Below are 20465 nucleotides of genomic sequence, written 5' to 3'. Positions count from 1 at the left end.
GGCGGTGCTCCTCAGCGTCCGTTGGGTCGGGTCGGGTCGAGACGCGGGTCGCCGAACAATTTGTCGAAGACCTGCTCGGTGACGCAGGCGATCAGGCCCCGCTCGGGTCGCAGGGTGTAGCCGGCGGTGCGCCCGAGGCCGGCCACCGCGATCGGCACCTGGGGCCGGTAGTAGAAGACGAGCTCCCGTCCGGCGAACTCCGTCGGCTCCACCACTATCTGCGCGGGGTTGAACGGCAAAGTGAACGAGGGCAGGCCGACCACATCCTCCTCGGCAGCCAGGTGCAGCACACCGTCGTCGGCGGTGCGGAAGGCGACGGCCAGGTCCACGCCGCCGGCGCGGCGGTCGCGCGGCAGCCCGTGGCCCTGAAGGACCCGGCCCAGCTGCGAGGGCGCCATACCCGCCGCCAGGCCCAGGGCACGCCGGTTGGAGTAGCCACCGGTCGCGTCCGCGCGGGACATCGCCAGCTCCTTGACCACGGTCAGGCGCTGGGTGACCCGGCTGATGCAGTAGACCAAGGCGGTCAGGTCATCGAAGGTGGAGGCCTGTGGTGGCTTCACGGGCTGCTCGTCGCGCAGCGCCGCGAGCAGCGCCCGGCCCAGGTCATCGGGCACCTCGACCCGCTCCCCGCCGATACTGATCCTCACGATTCAACACCCAAACAGTACGACATAACCAAATGCTACGCTCGTCCACTCTTGGATCCCAAGAGGAAAGGGCGCGCGGCACCTGCTGCACGCCCTTGGTCCCCGTCATCCGCCTTGCCGAGCACGCCAGTCCCGCTCTGACGCAGGCGGGCGCTTTGTCAGCAGGGGTTGGTAGCCCCCGCCATGACTTCTCCGCTGGCCACCTTCCTGGGCACCACTGCCGCAATCGGCAGCGCGATAGCCGCAGGGCTCGCCCTGCTGTCGTCCCGTCGATCGAACGAGGCGTCGTGAGCCGCGAACCGCACCGCCGACTCGCTGGCCGCGATCGAGCACGACCGCTGGCACCGCGAACTCACCCCGCAGATCCGACTCGCCTTCGTGCCCGACACGAGCACCCTTCAGGTGAACCTGACCGGCCCCGTCAGCCTGGACCGCCTGGACCCGGTCATCGTCACTGTGCAGAACGAGGCCGGCGTCGACCACGCCGGGCATTCCCATCTCGGCGGATCACCATCCAAGGATGATCTCGCCGCGGTCGTGTGGTCGCCGCTGCGCTTGAAGCCGGGTGTCAATGAGGCCGATCGGCTCGGCCGGGTCTCGGGGACGTTCGCGCTGGAGGCCGGGGATCACCAGCCGCTTGCGATGGAGCCGAGCCCCGCGCCGCGTTGGAACACAGGATCCTGGGAACGGCAGTGGGAAGGCAAGCCGCTCCGGCTCAAAATCGAGTGCCGGCGAGACGGCCACAAACCGTGGTTCATCGTCGCCGAGGTGGCCGTCGTAGATTCCAAGCGCCAGCCACCTGACGGCCAGACAAGTTCACTCCTGAATCTCGGATTCATGGCCCACAGTCGCCGAGCGTGGCACGTCACCGGCTTGGATTGGCTTGGATCAAGAGTCTCCGGGCGTACCGCCCGCGATGTCACCGAGTAGCTGGTGAAGGAGGTCCTCCTCGTACACCGGGACGGAGCGCTTCACCATCGCGGACACCAGGTCGGGATCCCAGGGCGAGTCTGTGTCCTGCAGTCGCATGGTGTCGGCGCCGTCGGTGCCTTCGGGGGCGGCCGCGAGGTAGTCAGCCGCCCCCATCCGCCACGGGATCGCGTCCGGGGCTGCTGCGAGGAGTGCGCGCACGTGTGCCAGGCCTGGCGGGTCGAAGTCGGCCCTGACGGCGATGCGCCAGCCGGCATCCGCGAGGAGCGCGATCGCATCGCATTCCAGTTGTGACGGCGTACCGGCGGTGCAGATCACCCTGGGTGCTTCGGCTGTGGCCCCCGCCAGGGCATGGCGGTTCGCTGCGGCGGCCAGGACGGAGGGGTTCTCCGTCACGAACACCCACTCGCTGGTGGCCGGTGGCGGCTCCCACGTGATCGGGGCCAGTTCTCTCGGCGGGATGGTGACGGTCGCCCCGGCCGGGATGTGCCAGCCCGTGGGGTGGACCCCGGTGACGATGAGCCCGCCGAGCAGGTCGTCGTAGTCCACACCGAGGCGTGCCCAGCTCGACCGCGCGCCCGAGCCGGGTGATCCAGTGAGGGCGAGGACGAGCGCCGGCAGTGCTCCTGCGTCGAGTGCGTGCGGGTTTCCGGGCACCAGGAGACGGCGGTCGATGCGTTGGCCGGGCAAGGGCAGGCGGGATGCCACCTGCAGTGCCTGGTCGAGGAGTTCGGCCGCGTCCTGAGCGTGGGCGAGTCGGGTGATCCAGCCGAGGCCGCGTAGCCGGCTGAAGAGGGTTGCAGGGCCGAGGAGTTCGCGGACGTGGCCGGGCAGGGTTGTCAGAGAACTATCGAGCTGGGCGCGGATTCGGTCGCTTGCCGCGTTCTTCTCGGCGTGGCCGCGGGCCTTTTCTGCCAGGCGCCGGTTGCAGGCGTGGGCTGCGACGGCGCCTGGGGTGATCCGGGGCCCGCGGGCGGCGAGCGCTGTGGTGAGTTCCTCGAGGGTAATGCGGCGACGCTGGCCGGGCTCCAGCGGTCTTCCCCGGATGAGGCCGGCTGCGGCGGCGCGCTGCGCCGGGTCGGCAGGGACGGTCACCGTCACGGCGGGCCCGGTGGTGAGGTGTTCGTCGCCGCGGCGGTCGGCTGTCGCGGCGAGGGCCTGCCACAGCCAGGCGAGTTCGGGCCGCAGCAACGGGGTGAGGTCGGCGTCCATGCATGCCCCGCTGCACAGCTGGCAGCTCATGCCGGTCCTCCCGCCTGGCCGTCGTCCTGTCCGGGGTCGCCAGGCAGGACCTGGTTCGTCCGGATCAGCATGGGGAAGGCGACGACGGTGCCGTCGCTGCCTGCTTCGAGGTCGTGGGCGTCGATTCCGTCCCATGCGCCGGGGGCGCCGTCCCACAGGTAGGAGGTGCACAGGATGTCCAGGTCGAGTTCGGCGAGGTAGCGGGCGAGGCCTTCGCGTCCGCGTTCGTCGACTTCGGCGGGCACTTCGTCGAGCGGGACCAGGCGCAGTCCGGTGGGTGTGTGGCGGTCGTAGTTGGCGGCGATGGCGGCGAGCATGGGGGCCAGGACGACGAGGCGCCGTTCGCCGCCGGACAGGCCGGTGCGTGAGCCCCATTGACCGGTGACGGGTGTGCCGTCGGGTCCGGGGCGCTCGACGAGGTAGCGGACGGTGACCCAGGTACGGATGTCGACGGCGGCGGCGAGGCGTTCTTCCATGGTGGAGCCGTCTGCGGCGGCCAGCAGTGCCTGGAGTGCTTGGCCGACCTGTTCTTTCTGTTCTTCGGTGCGGATCGCGTCGCCGACTTCGCATGACAGGTGGTAGACGGTGCGGGTGGCGGCGTCGAGGTCGTCCCGCAGGGCGATCTGGACCTGGACTCCGACTCCGGAGGATGCCTGGGCTGCACGCATCTTGCGGTTGACGGTCTTCCTCCACTCCGTCAGGGTTGCCCATGCGGTCCCGAGCGCGGCGGGCAGTCGTCCGATGACGAAGTCGCGTAGTGCCGCCGCTTCGGCGGCGTCGAGGGCGGCTCGGGCTCTGTCGGCGAGGGCCTGCGCGCGGGTGGCGGCACTCAGGGGGTTGTAGGGGGTGTCCTCGTGGGTGAGGACGAAGGCTTCGAGCTGCTCGAGGCCGGCGGGCGGCTCGTCGCGGGCGACGGTCCAGGTCTGGGCCAGTTCCGCGCGCAGGGTGTCGTAGCGTTCGCCGAGGGTCTTCTTGGAGGCCGTGGGACGTCGGGCGAGGTGCTCTTCGACGGCGTCGAGGAGGTCGAGCCCGGCGGCGTCTTCGCGGAAACCGGCCCAGTCGGTGTCGGCTCCGAGGGCCTGAGCTGCAGGGGGCCAGGCGAGCAGGGCGGCTAGACGAGCCCGGGTGGTCTTCTGCTGGGGGCGCGCATCGTCCAGCCGTTCCCGGGCGGAGGCGAGCGCGAGTTCGCAGGCGGTGAGGTGTTTCTCGGCTTCGACGGCGTGTTCGCGGGCTGATGAGAGTTCGGAGTCAAGGCTCGTCGCCTGGGCGACGGCCTGCTCGTAGCGGCGTGCCGCGTCGTCGGAGTCGCCGTGGGACTGTGTCTCGGTGAGCTCGGCCTGGGTCTGGAGCACCGTGGTGTGTGCAGTCCGGGCAGTGTGCTGAAGTTCGGCGAGGTGCTCGGCGAGAGCGGTTTCGTCCGGGAGTATCCGAAGGGCGCGCTCAAGTCTCGGCAGTAGCCGCGAGGTCATCTGCTGTGAGCAGTCGGTGAGTATCCGGGTGCGTGTGCGGCCGTCCTCGATCAGTTCGGCCAGGCTGTCGGGGTCGGCGGGCAGGTCCAGGCTCCGTGCGCGGGCCGTCCAAGCGGTGTTCCGGCGTTTGTGCTCGGCCGCGGCGTCGGCGGCGTGCTGGCGCAGGGCCTGGGCCGTGTCGTGGCGTCGGTGTGCTTCCTTGGCGGTGCGGGCCCGTTCCGCCTCGGCGTTGGTCAGCTCGCCTCGTGGAGGGAAAGCCCGCGCCTGACGGCGGACCGCGTCGCGCTGCCGTCCTCGATCGGCGGCGGTGTCGCGCTCGTGGTCGGCGAGGATTTCGAGTTCCTCGGCGGCCGCGTCGAGTTCGTCGGCTCTGGCTCGTGCGGTTGCCAGGCGCGTGCGGGCGCCGATGTGCGAGGCAGGGGGGATCTCGGCGACGGCGACTCGCGGGTCTGCGATGAGGGGGCCGATCGCGAAGGTGCCGTCGCGCCCGATGACCGGGGCAGCGGTACCGCGGTGGCCGGTGGCGCTGTCGGCCAGGGCGATGCGTTCCAGGACTGCCCGGGCGAGTTCCGCCTGCGGATGGCTGGGGACGACGGTGAGGACGGCGGTCAGATTGCCCTCGCACGGGCTGGCGCCCGCAGGGCTGACTCGCCAGGCGTGAGTGGCGGCGCCGTCCGCGTGTAGATGGGCTCCGAGGATTCCCGAGTTGGCGAGCGCCAGCTCGATGAGTGCTTTCTGGTCGTCCTTGTGGTCGGCTTCGGGGCGCCATTCGAGCAGCGCGCCGAGCGCGGTGTCGTCGTCTCCGGGGCCGGCCCAGTCCGGGCGCGGCAGCGGGAGCAGCTTTCCGGCGCGCAGGCGGCGGGCGTCGTCGCGGTTCTGTCGAGCCGCGTGGTCATGGGCGGCTGCGGCTTCGAGGTGCTGCTTGGCTTGGTTGTCGTGGGCGGCTGCGGCACTCTCGCCGGTGTGCAGGGCCTGCTCGGCCCAGGTGTTGAGCTGGTCGCGTACGGCGGAGGGTTCGGCGTGGGCGAGGGCTTCGACGTCGTCGGTGTCCCAGATCTGCTGCGCGTCGCGGTGGGTGGCCGGCTCGTCGGTCAGGCCGCGCAGATGTGGGTGTGCGAGCGCCCACCGGGCGACGTCGGCGAGTGTCTGATGGGCGGCCGAGCGGGCGGCCGCGGTGGCGTGCTCGTGGGCCTGGTCGGCTTCGTCGTAGGCGTTCTCGGCGTCGGTCGCCTTGCGATGCGCGGTTCGGGCTTCCGTGTCGGCGGCGGCGACGCGCTCGTGGTCCCGCAGGACGAGTGCGGCCTTGTCCGCTGTGGCGCGACGTTCCTGGGCTGCAGCCGTCCAGTCGGTGGCGAGGTTTCGCAGGCTCGCGTCGTCGTGGGTGAGGGTGATTCCCGGCCCCGGGTCGACGGCTTGGTCGGCGACGGTCCGGGTGGCGCGGGCCCGGGGGTAGTGGGCGATGAGGGTTTCGAGCGCGACGGGCCGGGCACCTGCTTCCTGCGCGGTCGCCGCGATCTCTTCGATGTCGCCGATGACGTCGTCGAGGGCGTCTCGGCCTGTCGCGGTCTGCGTGCGGGCCTGCTCGGCTGCGGCGCGCAGGCTGGCGTAGCTGCTGGCTGCGGCGCCCTGTTCGGCTTTGAGTCGCTTGCGGAGGTCCATGGCGCGCCCGTGGGACCGGTAGGCGTCGCTGGTTTCGATGGCACGGGCTGCGGCCTGGGCTGCGGTGTGGGAGTCGTCGAGTCGTTGGACCTCGGCGGCGGCCCGTCCGGCGGCAGACTGCGCTTCGGAGAGTTCACCGCCGCGCTGTTTGACGCGCTTTTCGCGTGCCCGGGTGTCGGTGTCCGACTGGCGGGCGGCGGTGTAGGCGGCACGGGTGACGTCGACGACGTGCCCGGTCCACACGCGGGCGAAGTCCTGCAGGTGGGTGGCGGCGTGTTCGTCACGTTCGAACGCGTCGCGGGTGGTGTTTGATTCGGCGAGGGCCTCGGCGGTGGCCGAGAGGACGTCGCCGGCCACACCGGGGAGGGACTGGCGCAGCGCGTCGGCGGCCGCGGCCGGGGAGACGTCGCCCAGCAGTGTCGGGTTGCGGACCTCGCGCAGGCGTGAGGCGAGGAGGCGCAGTTCGTCGGCGGTGGTGGACCAGATCCGGGCGGCGAGGTGCTCGACGTAGGACTCGGGGTCGGGAAACACGTGTCCGCCGGCGGCCTGGATGCGGGCGGTGAACTCGTCGATTTCGAGTGCGCCTCCGTTGGGGCCGCGCAGCGCCAGTTCCTTGAGCGGGCGGCCTGGCACGGTGAAGGGGACGACGTTCACGGCAGGTGTGGAGCTCGGCGAGTATTGGAGGCGGACGCCGAAGCTCACCACGGGGTCGGTGGTCGCCTGCGCGGCGCTCGCGGCTGGCTCGTCGTCCGGGGTGGCGAAGGTCAGCCACAGGTATCCGTAGCGGCGGCCCTTGGTGAGCGCTCCTTCGCTCATCAGCCCCTTCAGTGTGGTGGGACGTGCCTTGCCGGCCGCGAGCTTGGCCGCGTTCAGATCGAGCAGGTACGGCCACAGGGCCTCCAGTGCGGTGGTCTTGCCGGTCCCGTTGGGGCCACGCAGCAGCAGCCGTCCTGAGGCGGCCGGAAGGTCCAGATCGCCGTAGCGCCATACGTTCGACAGCCCTGCGCCGGTCAGGCGCCAGCGGCCGCCGAAGCGGGTTGCGTCTCCGGCCGGCGGGGGTGTCAGGGGGGTGTTGAAGTCAAGGTCGAGGATGTCGCTCACAGGAGGTGCTTCTCCGGGGTCTCGTCGGCTGCGGATTCGCTGAACAGTCCCTGCTGGACTTGGACGGGCCCGCTGTTCTTCGTGGCGGTTCGGCGACGGGTCGGGGTATTGCGGGACCGCGCGGTCTTGTGGACCGCGGTGCCCTCCGCCGCCCAGCGGCCAGCAGTGGGGGCGAACCACCAGGTGGGGCTGGCCTGTTCGCTGGCTGCAGGCTGCGACGGAGTGAGTCGGGCGAGGTTGGCGCCGGTCAGCAGGTCGCGGACTTTCCCGGCCAGCAGGGCCGGGTCCTGCGCGTACTCGGCTCCCCAACCGCCCTTCCCGGAGGCGTTGTTGTCCGCGAAGCCTGCCAGTGCGGCCAGCACCTGGTCCTCGGCCAGTCCGCGCCAACCTGGTCCGGGGCCGCCGTCGGTGGTGCCGCCCAGGGCGGCGTGGTCGAGCAGCAGCAGTGCGGCATGCGCGATGGTGCCCGGTGCAGGGAAGGGGATGGGGCCGAGTTCGCGAAAGTGCCGGAAAGCGTCGTCCGGGACGACGAACGCGGCGCCTTCAGCACGGCGCTCCAGGGCGAGCCCGAAAGCATCGGCCAGGGGGCCGCCGTCGTCGCCGCGTACCCGCTGGCTCAGCCACTGTGCCTCGGCGTCGTCCAGGAGCGCGGCGTGCACGCAGGTGTCGTCGACGAGCGCGCGGCGCATCCGGCGGGCCGCGTCCGGTTCGCGCTGCACCTGCTCAAGCCATGCGTGCGGGTCGGAAGCCGGATCGAGGGTGCCGGGGTTGGCGATGACGTAGGCCAGCCGGGTGTGGTGGACGGCGAGCAGCACGGGGGCCTGCTCGTCGTACAGGTAGCTGTCGAGATCTCCGTCGAGGCGCTCGATGACGCCGCGTTCGTCGAGCATGCGCAGGCCGGCGAGGATCGCGCGGCGTTCGGCCATGTCGTAGGCGACGGGAAGTCCGGCTTCTGCGGCAGCTGCGCGGGCCTGGGTGACGAGGTGTCCGACGGCGATGCGCGGCAGCATCGACTCGGCGGCCGCCATCAGCAGGAAGAACCAGGAGCAGACGGCGGGGCTCGGCCCTTGGGTCGCCCATTCCCGCGGACGCGGGGGCGGACTCTTCCGCAGCCGCACCAGGTCGCGTTCGATGATCAGGACCCAGCCCATGCGGGCCACCACAGAGCGCAGGGCGGGCGCGTTGCGGCGTACTGCGGCGATCAGGTCGTCGTGGCGGCCGCCGACCAGCCACGGCGTGGCGGCCAGGCGACGCAGAAGCGTGGCGACCTCGGTGTCGGCCTCGGGTCGCCAGGCTTTTCGCCTGCGCAGCGGCTGGCGGGCGGGACTGGCATCCGGCCCTGGTCCGGGCTCGAGTGGCCCGGAATCCGTCTTCTCGCTCATGCTGCACCTTCCTGCCGAGTCACGGTGTCGTGGGCCCCATCCGCAACGGGAATCAATGGGCCGGGGCGCGGAGTGAGGCTCAGCGTGACGTGCGCGGCGGTGTCGTGTGTCGTCGCGGTGCCCGCGACAGCGGCGAGGGCAGCGGCCGAGGGACGGCGGCCGGGCTGGTGGAACAGGGCGATGCGGCCGGGCAGCAGGACGCGCCAGGTGGGGGCGGTCAGAGCCCCGGTACCACGGCCGGTGTGGACGAGGGTGCAGGCGAGCCCGTCGCTGGCCCCGGTGCGCCGGGGGCCTGTTGCGGTGGTTCGGGCGGCGGCCATGAGAGCCGCCAGTGCGGCGCGGGCGGCGGCCTCGTCCAGGTGCTGTCCTGGAATCGAGGCCAGGACCCTGGCGACGGCATCCGTGTGCTCGGCTTGCCGCCGTGCCCGCGCCTGGGCGACCTGCGCCCTGGCCGCCGCGTCGTCACGCGGCTTGGCGCCCCCGCCTCGCGGGCCCGAGCGGCCGGTAGTGCGCAGCAAGGTCGGTACCGGGACTTGCGGCCCGCCGCGCCAGGAAGGGTTGCGGCCAGCGTCGTCCTCGTCGGCCTGCCCGTAAAGCTTGCGCCAGGAGTGGTCGCCTACTGCGGCTTGGAAGATCTGCACGCCGATCTCCGGTGTCAGCACCGCCCGGGCGAGGCTCAGAGCGCGGGTACGGGTGGAGACAACCCCTGACGACGAGTGGAGCCGGCGCAGGTTGGCGTGCATGCTCGGCAGCGCCCGGATCAGGCGCAGCGAGAACCGTGCCGCTCGTCCGCCGCGGACGTCGAACCAGGCACACAGTCCCTGCCAGTCTTCCGCGCGGCCTCCTCGGGAGGCGCTGAGAGCACCGGCGGCGATGAGGTCGCGGGCCTGGGAGGCGTCCACGGCGGCTTGGGCCAGCAGGCCGAACCACGGGCGGAGCACCGCCAGCGCTGCGGCCGCCCGTGCGGAGCCGGAGTCGAGCTCGGAGGCGACGCGGGTGGCGTAGTCGACGAGCAGGCCCTTGAGGTCGTTGGTGCGCTCTTCGTCCAGGTCGAACCGGTCGGCGAGGCCCACCAGCGCGTCCTCCGCGCCGACCAGAGCGGCGTCGAGGTCGTCGTGGCTGGTGAATACCGTGCTGACCGCGTCCAGCATCGCGGTGTCGAGGCGAGTGGTGGCCGGCTCCCCTGTGCCCAGGGCTGCGGCGAGCTGCTCGAGGTGAGTGACGATGCGGCTCAGTGACACGATCGGGATTTCCCGCACGGTCGCGGTCCCCGCCAGGACCTGCCGGTAGAAGCGCTGGACGTGTCGGCCTGCGGGACTGGCGGTGTAGCGCCAGTTCCGGGCGAGGATCTCGACGTAATGGCGGGCCCGGGTGGTGTCGGACCGCACGGAGACCGCCCCCATGGCTTTGAGCGCGCCCAGGCGTACCTCGACGAGACGCGCCTCCATGCGCAATCCTGTCGCCGCCAGCGCAGCCGTGACCTCAGCGACCGTCAGGTCGGTGACCGACCCCTCCAACACATCCATGATCGCGATGTAGTCGCCGGACTCCTGCCGTACCAGGTATCCCACGACCTGGCGCGCGTCGCCCGCACCGCCGGCCGCTTCGGGACTCAGTTCGTCTACTGTCACCACTCCCCCAGCCGCGCCGACAAGCGCATGCCCGATCTCCCGACGGAAAAGTAGCCCCCTCCCCTGACAGCGCACCGGGGTTCCCGTCAATTCACACAGATCTCCGCCGCTATGCATGGCTGGAATGTGCTGCTCGACGCTCGGAATGGGAAACAGGACTGCGACCGGGCCGCACCTGCGCCGGGGATGCCTCAGACCTGTTCATGAGCTGTGCTTACCCAACTTGAACGCACCAACATCCGAAGCCGGAGCGGCACTTCGGCACACGGCGCCGCAGTGCCACCTCATCGAATTCGGCCATTCCCGCGAGGGCCTCGACAGCGGCTAGCACGCAGAGAAACATGCCATGAATTCGATAGTGCGTTCTATATCAATAATGCAGCCCCATCACACCCAAGCTACCCAATGCACCGGGCCGCGTACGCCAAGGGCGATCGCTGCAGACCGAGTACCCGGCCCTCGCCGCCCAGTTCGACGGCTGCGCCGAGAACCCGAGTCTGACAACCGCCATGCTTGCCCCCGCTCTGCCCTGGAGTCACGCTGGCGTTGCGCCAACTGCCGGCCCCAGGGTCAAGTCGAGCCGGGACCGAATCGAGAGCTCCAACCACGGCCAATCGGCCTGCCCCTTCCTACTGGCAGCAAGCCGACTGCTGACCGGACATCCGGGCGACTGGGACGTCTGCTCCGCACGTGCGGGGGCTCCCGCCGTCCGGATATCACCGCAGTCAGGCTTGGCATCGCTCCGCGCTACTGAGTCAGTGTCTGTAGGCCGCTTGCCAGGTCGGTCTGCACCAGTTCGTCGCGCTCGGCCGGTGTCAGCCAGCGAGCGGATGACCCGGCAGGGGACCGTTCCACCCAGAGCACGTCGTCGACGGCTTCGGCGACGGCGTGCAGGTGGCTGATCACCATGACGAGCCGGTCACTGCCAACCTGGGTGCGCAGCACCTCGAGAGCCGCGTCAAGGGCGGCGGTGTCGAGGGCGGCGAAGCCTTCGTCAAGGAACAGGGAGCCGAGGGTAGGGCCGCTGTGGGAGTGCAGCTCGGCCAGTGCCAGCGCCAGGGCGAGCGAGGCGAGGAACTTCTCTCCGCCGGACAGTCGATTCGGGTGGTGGACGACTCCGGAGCTGCGGCTGATGATGTCGAGGTTGTCGGCGAAGCCGAATCGGTTGTCGGACATTTGCCCGAGCAGGTCGCTGGCCACGCCGAGCAGCGCGTGGGTGCGCAGTGCGGTGAGGTGGCCCAGGAACTTGGCGTCGACCAGTTCGCGGCGCAGGACCTCCGATGCTTCGTAGCGGGCGGTGCCCGCGGTGATGGCAAAGTCCAGGTCAGCGGCCGGCTTGATCAGGTTCTGTGCTTCCTGGCTCTTCTGGCGCTGGTGTTCGGCTTCTTTGGTTGCCTGTGCCGCTGCGGCGACGAGGGGGTGGAGTGCTTGGGGTGCCGTCAGGTCGGCTGCAGGATTGAACCCTTCGATGTCGGCGAGCGCGTGGGCGTGTTGGTCAAGGCTGCTCTGTGCGGCGGCTACGCGGTCGGTGGCGGTGTTGGCGCGTTCGGTGAGCTTGTCGCTCAGGGTCGAGGTGGTCGTCGACAGTTCGGCGGCATACTGGCGGACCTCGGCGATCGTCGGATCGGCCGAGATTCTCGGCACCTGGTGCCGGTCGGCCGCTTCGAGATGCGTGAGGGCGTCGGTAGCGGCCTGGGCCCATGCGTCCAGGTTGCCGCGCAGTTCGGTCAGCGGGCGCTCGAGTCTGGTGCGGGTCTCCTGGTCGAGGGCGCGCTGGTCGGCGAGCGCCCCGGCTTTCTTCGTCCGTTCGGCTTCCCGCTGGTCGAACAACTCTTGGACTTCGGCTTGACGAGCAGCGACGGTGGTGGCGGCAGCGGCGACCTGGTCGGCGGCCACGTCGATTGCCTCGTGCGCCAGCATCGTTTGGATGCGGAGAGGAAGCGCGCGGACCTCGGCGGCGGTCTTGGCCACGGCGCGGGTGTGCCGTTCGGTGGCTTTCGTGGTGTCGTCGGTGTGGCGCTGGTGGGCGTTCTTGCGCGCTGCCAGGGTCTTGCCGTCTGCCTCGATCTTGGCGGTGTGGCGGTGCACTTCGGCCTGCAGTTCCTCAGCGTGGTTGTCGGCTGCCTTTTCGCATGCGCTGATCATGTCCGTGACCGGCGTCGCTTCTCGCTCGGAGCGGTCAGGCTGTGTGGCACCGGTGGCGGTGCGGTTAGCCAGGAGAGCGGTGGCCGTAGCCAGCGTCGCCGAAGCTGACTCGGTGTCGAATCCGGTACCGGTTTCGGCGGCGAGAGCTGCGAACTGCACGAAGGCGTGTACCGCTTCTGCAGTTGCGTCTTGCGCCTTCTGCTGAGCGATCTGGTGGTCCCGCTCGCGTTCGCGCACCGTTTCTTCGGCTGCGGCCGCAGCGGCGCGGGCCTTGGCGAGTCGGTTGGCAGTCGCGTCACGTGTGGTGCGCGCCTGGCTCAGTTGCTCTCTCGCTGCGGCCAGCTCGGCCGTGTCGGCCGCGGCTTCGGGTTCGAAGTCGATCGGGAGTTGCCGGTGGCATACGGGGCAGTCTCCCTCGGGGCTCAGTTCGGCGGCGATCGCGGCGGCCTTGTCGCGTAGTTGGAGTGCCTCCAGAACCGTCTGGGCGGCCATGAGGTCGCTGTTCGCTGTGGCTGTTTCCTCTTCCAGCGGGCCGAGGGCCTCCCGGGCGGATTCGCGTTTGGCTACTGCGGTGGTGTGTGCGCTGGCGGTGTCGGTAACGCGGCGGGCCACCGAGAGGGCTTCTGCCACTCGGGTGCGGGCAGTGGTAGCGCTCGTGCGGATCTGCCTGCTCGTCACCGCCGCGGCGCGGGCTGCTTCTGCCAGCGGTTCACCGTGCTTGGTGCGTTCGGCCAGATCCGTTTCAGCTGTGGCGATGGCGGTGTGTTCGTCGGCGATCTGGTCGGTGAGCGTGGCGAGTCGGTCGCGCTCGCCGCGGTGTTCCTCGGCGTCCGCCGCGAGGGTCTCCAGGAGCATGGCGGCCTTGGTGAGGGCGTCCCTGCCTTCTCCTTGCGTGTCTGCCGCGGTGATCGCTGTGGTCAGCTCGGCTTCCAGAGCTTCTGCTCGAGCCACCCTTCGGTTCAGGGTGTCGTGCCGCGCGGCGATGTCGGCGGCGACGGGCTCGAGTGCGTCGAGGACGGTGTTGACGTCAGCCACCGTGCGCGTCGAAAGGCTTTGGGCGGCGGCGGCGGCGCTGGCCGCGACGCGGCGGGCTTCGGCGGTTTCGTTCCGCAACGCGGTGATGCCGTCGATGGCGGTGCCCAGGCGATCGGCGCGGGCTGCGGCAACGGCGGCGGCCGAAGCGGCCTGGTGGGCGTCCTGTGCGGGGCTGTCCGGCATCCCGGCACGCTTGGCTTTCGCATCACCCAGAAGTGTCTGGAGCGTGCGGGTGTGGCGGTCGGCCATCCGGTGGACTGACTCCAGCGAATCGGCGCCGAACAGTTCGCGCAGCCGCTCACTCCGCTCCTTGGGGGCAGCGGTGAGGAGTTGGTCGAACTTGCCCTGTGGGAGCAGCCCGACACGCAGGAAGGTGTCGTATCCCATCTGCAGCGTGGTCTGGATGCGGGTGTCCACGGCGGTGGCGCCGTCGGTTTCCTCGCCGGTGTCGAGGTTCGTCAGGTGGTGGCGGCCGGCGTTCGGGTTGGTGGCGTGCATGGTGCGGTGGACGTGCCAGTGTTGTCCGTCGTGGAGGAAGGTGAGGTCGACGCTCATGGCCTTGGCTCCGTCGGCGATGAGCTGGCGGGATTCCTTGGCGGCCCAGGTGCTCTTGCGGAAGAGCGCGTAGGTGATGGCGTCGAGCAGGCTGCTCTTGCCGGCGCCGGTGTCGCCGAGGGCGGCGACCAGGCTTTTGCCGGTGAAGTCGATGGTTGTCCGGCTGGGGTAGCTGCGGAATCCGGTGAGGTCGAGCGTCAGTGGCTTCATGCCGTCACCTTGGTCACGGTGGTGTCAGTTCCGGTCAGCAGACTTGAGCGGTCGATGGCGTCGAGGGGCCGGCCTGCGATGGCCGCGGCCAGCAGGGTCTCTTCGCAGCACGGTGCGGGGTCGTCGGGGTCGGGTTCGGCTTGCAGGTGCGCGAAGGCGGCCATGGCGCGGTCCAGGGCCGGGCCGGTGGTGCCGTGGCCGGACAAGTAGTCGCGCAGCAGATCCTCGATGTCGGGCAGTTCCTGCGCGGAGGTCTTCCGGTCCAGGACGCGGTCGGGTGCTGCGGCGCGGCGCTCGTCGATGGCGACGATCGTCGCTTTGGGCAGCATCTTGGCGAGGGTGTCGGGCAGGGCCGGGTTGAAGGCTTCCACGGTCACTACCGCCTTCACCCAGGCGTCTCCGACGCGACCGGCACGTTGTGCGATCTCTTCCAAGGTGCCTTCCAGTCGGATCAGGCGGCGGCCGGAGGTCAGCGGTACGACTTCGATGCTCGGTTCGGTACCGGGGCCGATCTCGGCCAACACAACGCTCTTGGTGTCGCCGGCCTCGCCGAAGTCCATCTGCAGCGGGCTGCCGGCGTAGCGGGCGGGGAATCCGGCCCGGCCGACGGATTGCGGCTTGTGGATGTGGCCGAGGGCGCCGTAGGCGACGGCGGGCAGGTCCACGGGTGCGGCCGCGTAGTCGGAGGCGATGGAGATCTGCCGTTCCGAGTAGGAGGGGGTGGCCCCTTCGACGAACAGGTGGGCGGCGAAGACGAGGATGTCCTGGGCGCGGTGCCCGGTGGCCAGGCGGCGGTAGACGTCGGCCTGGACGGCACGCATCCGCTCGGCGTAGGCCGCGGTCATCAGGGCCGGGTCGGTGAAGTCGTAGGTGAAGCGGTTCGGGTGCAGGTAGGGCAGTGCTCCGATGCGCAGGGTCGACTCGCTGTTCTTGGTGGGGTATTCGGCCACCAGCAGTCGGTCGGGGCGGGCGTCGGTGGCGAAGCGGACCCTGGCCTGGTCTCCTGCGCGGGTGCCCATGTCGTTGAGGACGAATTCCAGGAATGTCAGGACGTGGGGGGTGTCGTGGTTGCCGGCAACGACGACCACCGGGGCGATCGTGCCGAGACGGCGCAGCGCGTGTGCTGCGCGGCGCATGTCCTCCAGGCCCGGCCGGGAACTGTCGAAGAGGTCGCCGCTGTGCACGATCAGGTCTGGGGCGCAGTCGGCGGCGATCTCGATGATCTCGTCGAGGACGGCGTCGACTTCGGGGTCGCGCCGGAAGCGGCCGATCTGGCGGCCCAGGTGCCAGTCGGAAGTGTGGAATACGCGTCCTGTCACGGGGCGCCTCCCGGAGATGGTGGCGCGGGGCGGTGTGGGCCGCGCCGCAGCGGTCGAATGAGTCCGGCGTTGCCGACTGTACACCGACTCTCAGGAAGAAGTCTGGAAAACTCTGGAACTCTGGTAACCTGTGAAGCATGACTGATCCGCTGGACGCACTGGAGAAGAGCATCAGCACCCTGCGCCGCGCGATCCGCGACGCGGCCACCGCCGGTGACACCGAACGGGCCGGCGAGCTACGGGCGCAGTTGCGCCGCGCCGAGAAGGCATGGGACACCCTCATCGACACCGGCGAGCCGGCCACCCCGCCTCTTTGGCCGGAACCGCAGGCAGCCCCGGTCGTCCACGGTTCCCGGCTCCCGGCTCGCGAGCACGTCCACCGGGCCTTGATGCTGCTGGGAACCCCGGCGGCACCGAAGCTGATCGTCAGCGTGCACGAGGCGTTCTTCTCCGGGGAGCTGTCGGCCTCCAAGCTGTCCAGCCTGCGCCGGGATGAGGAACGCTCCTACCGCTCCAGCCCCGGAGCCCGCCCGTACTACCTGTGCCCGGCGCTGGCACACGACCTGTTGTCACCGGTGCGCGCACTGGTGACGATCAGCACGTGGCCCTTGGAGCAGCGCATCATCGGCCCGCTGTCCCAGCGCACCGACTTCCTCACCGGCACTGTCGGCGTGGCCCAGGCGGTGGGCTCCTCGGGCGAAGCAGCCACCCCGGCGGCCGTGCGGCTGCTGTGGCGCTTGGCCGCGACCATCCCAGACGCGATAGTGAGGAGCGCCTCCGGCCTTGAGAGCGCACCTGATCCGCAGCGGGTGATCGAGGCGGCACAGGCGGAGCTGGACGTACATACCGATGCCGACCGCGCCACCCGGGCCGAGGCTGCGCGGCGGGCCCGCAAGTCGCTCAGTGATGACCAGCAGTTGTTCGGCAGCCAGTTGCACAACGTCATGCGGTTGCAGGCCCAGCGGGCCTGACGGCCGTCCTTCATCTCATCTCCCCCGCAAGGATTTCCGGCACCGTGAACGCACCAGTCGATGACCGCCTGACAGCGCTGCGGGGCTCCGCACAGCGCCGGGCTTACAACGCCAGGTCCCTGGCCGCTTTGGAGAACAACCCGCGCTGCACACTGCGGGCCCTGTTGGACGCCTCCGGCTCCGACAAGGCCGCGATCGCCGAGCACGCCGGCTACCCGTCCGCCTTCGGCCAGTCCACCTTCGCCCTCGCCCGCGGCAACGCCTTCGAGGCGCTGGTCAAGGCCAACGGCTACGCCGAACTCCTTCGCGTCCTACGCGAGACCCTGGGGCTGACCGTGCCGGAGGTGGGCAACAGGGACCTGAACGACGTCGGCGGCGACAGCCGACAGGAGATCCGCCACACCCACACCACGCGGTTGCTGGTGAAAGCCGCCCAGGGAAGCGGCGACAGCACCCTGTACGACCACCCCATGCTGCGCCTGACGGTCGGCGGGTACGCGGTGTTCCTGGAGCCGGACCTGGTGGCCTTCCGTGCGGACGATCGCTTCTACATCGTGGAGATCAAGAGCTTCCCGATCATCGACGGCCAGGCCGACCCGGTGCAGGTGAAGTCAGCGACCACGCAGGCCTGCGCGTATGTCATCGCCCTGCGCGACATGCTCAGGCAGGCTGGCATCGATCCCGAAGCCGCCGTGTCGGACCAGATCGTGCTGGTCGCGCCGAAGGACTTCACCAACCGCCCCACGGCGGCGTTCGTCGACGCCCGCAAGCAGGTCGCCGCCCTGACCCGACAGCTGGCCCGCCTCGAGCGCATCAAGGACTTGGTGGAGCTGCTGCCGGAAGGGCTCACCTTCGACCTCGCCCCCGACGGGGGGCAGGCGCAGCGTCCCGTCGAGGAGCTGACCGACGCCCTGGACCAGGTGGATGCGACGTACCGTCCGGACTGCCTGAACCACTGCGAGATGGCGTTCTACTGCCGCGCCCGCGCCCGCGAGGATGCCTCGCTGGACATCCTGGGACCGGAGGCGCGCGAGCAGTTCGGCGGCGTCGACACCGCGACCATGGTCATGGGGCTAGCCCGCGGGGAGCTGACGCCGACCGCCGACCAGAGCGAGATGGCTATCGCGTTGCGGCACGCTGCCCGGCTTCGGGCCGAGCTGGACCAGGCATACAGGGGTGCGGCATGAGCATGGTGTCGGCGTTGGCGCGGGTGCAGGCAATGGAGTCGATGACGGCAGTCAAGGTGACCGCGTTTCGCCACCGGCGCCTGTCGGACCGGCCGCTGGTCGTGATCCCACTGACGATGGCCGGGGAGGCCGGAGCGCCGTTGGCGGCGATGGTCGGTTCCTCCAAGAGGAACGCGACCCTGCTGGTCGTGGCACAGCCCCGCAACCGCGACCAGCGGTTCGCATTCGCCGCCGACCTGGGCGAGCTCGTGACGGAGTACCTCAACTCCTTCCGGCAGGACCGCCGCGGGGAGGGCGAGAAGTCCCGGTACAGCGACGCGCCTCAGCTCCTGGTCCCGAACACCGGCGGGATCAAGGCGTTGGCCGACCTCGCGCGCATGTGCCGCTTCCGTTCGACCACCGGCCCATACGCGGTCGCGGACGTCGTGCCCGAGTTCGGCATGTGGCTGACGTTCCTGGTCGAGCGGGCCGAACAGGCTGGCACCTGCCTGCTGCTCCCCGTCACCGGGATGCTCACCGAGCACTGGGCCACCGGCCAGAGCACCCTGGAGGACCAGAACCTCGCCTCCCTCATGGCCTGGATCTCCCCGCCTCCCGGAACGGACGTCGCGCAGGCCATGGCCGACGCGGAGAGCCCGGACATCTGCCCGCCTGCGGGCCCGACGACATCCCCCCAGTTCGACAACCGTGACTTGGCGCCGGCGATCAAGCGCTTCGACGCCGCGCACACTGCCGGCGACACTGTGGCCTTGGCCGCCGCCCAGGCGGAACTGCGGGAGCTGATCGCCGAACAGATCCAGCCCACCTGGCGCTTGATGTGGGACGCCATCTCGCTGCTGCGCTCGGTCCCGGAGGCGCCGAGGGCCGCCGCTCGCTTCGGGCGTGACTGCGCCGCCTTCACCTCCTACTCCGACTACCGGGACGGCGGCGGCCTCCCGCAGCGCAAGCGGGACACCGCGATCGGCGCGGCACGGCGCCTGGACCGGCTCGAGCAGGCGTTGGTCGACTTCGAGTCCGACATGGCCTTCGACGACCCGTTCGTGCTGGCGGACCGGCGTAGTGTGGGGGAGGCGTTCGCCGGGACGGTGGTGGACGCCGATCCCGGCAGGGTCGTCCTCAGCGACAGCAACCGGCGGGTGCTGCGGCCGCGCGTCACTATCCGCACCGACGACCCCGTGCGTCTGGCCGCCGGCACCAAACTGGTCAGCCCGCACATGCCGGACAGTCACAAGGCCAGGATCGTCTCCGTCCTGCCCGAGGGCGGCACGATGCTGGTCACCGTGGAAGTTACCGGCGGCATGGGTACCCCTCGTACCCCGAAGGCGGACGGCGTGCCGGCGTTGGACCGGCACATCGCCTACCTGCCGGACCCGGGCTGGCGTCCGGCAGCGGAGTTCCCCGCGTCCGACAGCACCCCGTGGACGCACCACTCCCCCGCCCAGGTGCCGGACGCCGATGCCACCGAATCCGAGAACGCCGCCGCAGAGGGATGGGGCCATGACGACTGACACCACCACGCCCGACCCGATCGCGGATCCGGTCGCCACCGCGAATGCCACCACCGCGCAGATCCTGGCCGACCTCGCCCACACCACACATCGAGCCATCGTCGTCGACTCCCCGCCCGGAGCTGGCAAGAGCACCCTGGTCGTCCGCGCGGCCCGCGAACTCGCCACCAGCAACGAACGCCCCATCATCGTCGCCCAGACCAACAACCAGGTCGACGACCTGATCGAACGACTCACCGAATCCGACCCCGGCATTCCCATCGGCCGGCTGAGCTCCAGCACCTACGTCGCCCCACCGGCCCTGAACAACCTGACGAACCTAACCATCGGGCGCACCTTGAACGACCTCTCCGGCTGCCAGATCATCGTCGGAACCGCCGCCAAGTGGGCCACCGTCCGCGACACCACGTTCCGGTGGGCGATCCTGGACGAGTCCTACCAGATGCGCTCCGACCTGCTCCTGCGGATCGTCGAGCGTTTCGACCGCGGCCTGTTCGTCGGCGACCCCGGCCAGTTGGACCCATTCACGGTCGTCGGCACCGAACGCTGGATCGGCCTGCCGCACAACCCGACGCTGAACGGCGTCACCGTGATGCTGGAGCACAACCCGGACATCCCCGTGCACCAGCTGCCGGTGTCCTGGCGCCTGCCCGCGTCCGCCGCCCCCGCCATCTCCCATGCCTTCTACCCATTCACCGGCTTCACCGCCGGAACCGGCGAAGGAGCACGCACCCTGGAACTCACCACCGCCGGCTTCGGCGGAACCCACCTGGACGAGACACTCGCGATGGCCTTCACCACCGGCTGGGCCCTGCACGAGCTGCCGCGCCGTCACGTCCCGCGCACCGACACCGAAACCCTGCAGACCGCTGCGGACCTCGCTGCCCGCATCCTCGCCCGCGGAGCGTTCGCCACCTGCGAGCGCCACAGCGACGGCCGCCTCCTGGGGGCCGGCGACATCGCCATCGGCGTCGCCCACCGCGACCAGGCCGACCTGGTCCGGCAAGCCCTGACCCGCATCGGCCATCCTCACGCGCCGCGCGTGACGGTCGACACCGCGAACCGTCTCCAGGGCCGCGAGTTCGAAATCGTCATCGTCGTGCACCCACTGTCCGGACGCCGCGACGCCACCGCCTTCCACCTCGAGGCCGGACGGCTGTGCGTGCTCGCCTCCCGCCACCGGCAGGCCTGCATCGTCGTCACTCGCGCAGGAGTCGCTGACCTCCTCGACAGCCACCCTTCCACCGACCCCGTCCACCTGTCCGTACCGGCCAAGTTCCCCGACGGTTGGGAAGCCAACCAGGCCATGCTCGCAAAACTCGCCCAGCACCGTCCTGTCACGTGACACCCCATGGGCATCCGTCAGAGGTCGCCGAGATCGCACCGCGCCGACCGCCTCTGACGGGACGCCTGTCTCACCCAACAGCCATCCGTTGCACCGACCCCAGATCGGTGTCAGCTGAGATGCGACCCG

General features: G+C 70.3%; 12 protein-coding genes. 5 read left to right on the top strand and 7 right to left on the bottom strand.

The genetic code is table 11. The features are described 5' to 3' along the window. Positions 1 to 11: 11 nt before the first annotated feature. Positions 12 to 647 (bottom strand): hypothetical protein, encoded by a 636-nt coding sequence (locus KV557_RS33335; protein ID WP_218205299.1) that lies wholly within the window; start codon positions 645 to 647, stop codon positions 12 to 14. A 378-nt stretch (positions 648 to 1025) separates the two neighbouring features. Here KV557_RS33335 and KV557_RS33330 point away from each other — a divergent pair, with 378 nt between their 5' ends. After that, positions 1026 to 1577: a hypothetical protein gene (locus KV557_RS33330; protein WP_218205298.1), complete on the top strand. Its 552-nt coding sequence runs from the start codon at positions 1026 to 1028 to the stop codon at positions 1575 to 1577. Here KV557_RS33330 and KV557_RS33325 read toward each other — a convergent pair. The 6 genes from KV557_RS33325 to KV557_RS44610 all read right to left on the bottom strand — a co-directional run bounded on the left by KV557_RS33325 (position 1536) and on the right by KV557_RS44610 (position 15325). After that, entirely contained in the window at positions 1536 to 2819 is a 1284-nt protein-coding gene (locus KV557_RS33325) for a DUF2399 domain-containing protein (RefSeq protein ID WP_218205297.1), read from the bottom strand. The two genes, KV557_RS33330 and KV557_RS33325, sit on opposite strands and share 42 nt — an antisense overlap. After that, positions 2816 to 7048, bottom strand: a complete 4233-nt coding sequence (locus KV557_RS44615; protein WP_218205296.1) for an SbcC/MukB-like Walker B domain-containing protein — start codon at positions 7046 to 7048, stop codon at positions 2816 to 2818. Before KV557_RS44615 ends, KV557_RS33325 begins: the two co-directional genes overlap by 4 nt. Beyond that, positions 7045 to 8430, bottom strand: a complete 1386-nt coding sequence (locus tag KV557_RS33315; RefSeq protein WP_256178325.1) for a DUF2398 family protein — start codon at positions 8428 to 8430, stop codon at positions 7045 to 7047. Before KV557_RS33315 ends, KV557_RS44615 begins: the two co-directional genes overlap by 4 nt. Beyond that, positions 8427 to 10061, bottom strand: a complete 1635-nt coding sequence (locus KV557_RS33310) for a DUF2397 family protein (RefSeq protein ID WP_308130194.1) — start codon at positions 10059 to 10061, stop codon at positions 8427 to 8429. The genes KV557_RS33315 and KV557_RS33310 overlap by 4 nt, the downstream gene beginning before the upstream one ends. A 747-nt stretch (positions 10062 to 10808) precedes the next feature. Continuing rightward, entirely contained in the window at positions 10809 to 14006 is a 3198-nt protein-coding gene (locus KV557_RS33305; protein ID WP_218205294.1) for an AAA family ATPase, read from the bottom strand. Beyond that, positions 14003 to 15325, bottom strand: coding sequence for a metallophosphoesterase family protein (locus KV557_RS44610; RefSeq protein ID WP_218205293.1), 1323 nt, complete (start codon positions 15323 to 15325; stop codon positions 14003 to 14005). The genes KV557_RS33305 and KV557_RS44610 overlap by 4 nt, the downstream gene beginning before the upstream one ends. 137 nt (positions 15326 to 15462) lie before the next feature. Between KV557_RS44610 and KV557_RS33295 the strand changes: the two genes are divergently transcribed. Genes KV557_RS33295 through KV557_RS33280 form a run of 4 tightly spaced genes read left to right on the top strand, consistent with a single transcriptional unit; the run spans position 15463 to position 20336 of the window. After that, a complete protein-coding gene (locus KV557_RS33295; RefSeq protein ID WP_218205292.1) occupies positions 15463 to 16296 on the top strand; it encodes a hypothetical protein in 834 nt (277 codons plus the stop codon). Positions 16297 to 16340: 44 nt separating this feature from the next. Beyond that, the gene (locus tag KV557_RS33290; protein WP_218205291.1) at positions 16341 to 17483 is read left to right on the top strand and encodes a hypothetical protein; all 1143 of its coding nucleotides are present in this window, start codon (positions 16341 to 16343) and stop codon (positions 17481 to 17483) included. Continuing rightward, positions 17480 to 18991, top strand: coding sequence for a hypothetical protein (locus KV557_RS33285; RefSeq protein ID WP_218205290.1), 1512 nt, complete (start codon positions 17480 to 17482; stop codon positions 18989 to 18991). The genes KV557_RS33290 and KV557_RS33285 overlap by 4 nt, the downstream gene beginning before the upstream one ends. Continuing rightward, a complete protein-coding gene (locus tag KV557_RS33280) occupies positions 18981 to 20336 on the top strand; it encodes an AAA domain-containing protein (RefSeq protein WP_218205289.1) in 1356 nt (451 codons plus the stop codon). The genes KV557_RS33285 and KV557_RS33280 overlap by 11 nt, the downstream gene beginning before the upstream one ends. Positions 20337 to 20465: the final 129 nt, after the last annotated feature.

Source organism: Kitasatospora aureofaciens (genome assembly GCF_019192735.1).
Lineage (GTDB): Bacteria > Actinomycetota > Actinomycetes > Streptomycetales > Streptomycetaceae > Kitasatospora > Kitasatospora aureofaciens_A.
The sequence above is the reverse complement of the archived record's forward strand: the minus strand, read 5'-3'. Positions and strand labels throughout refer to the sequence as shown.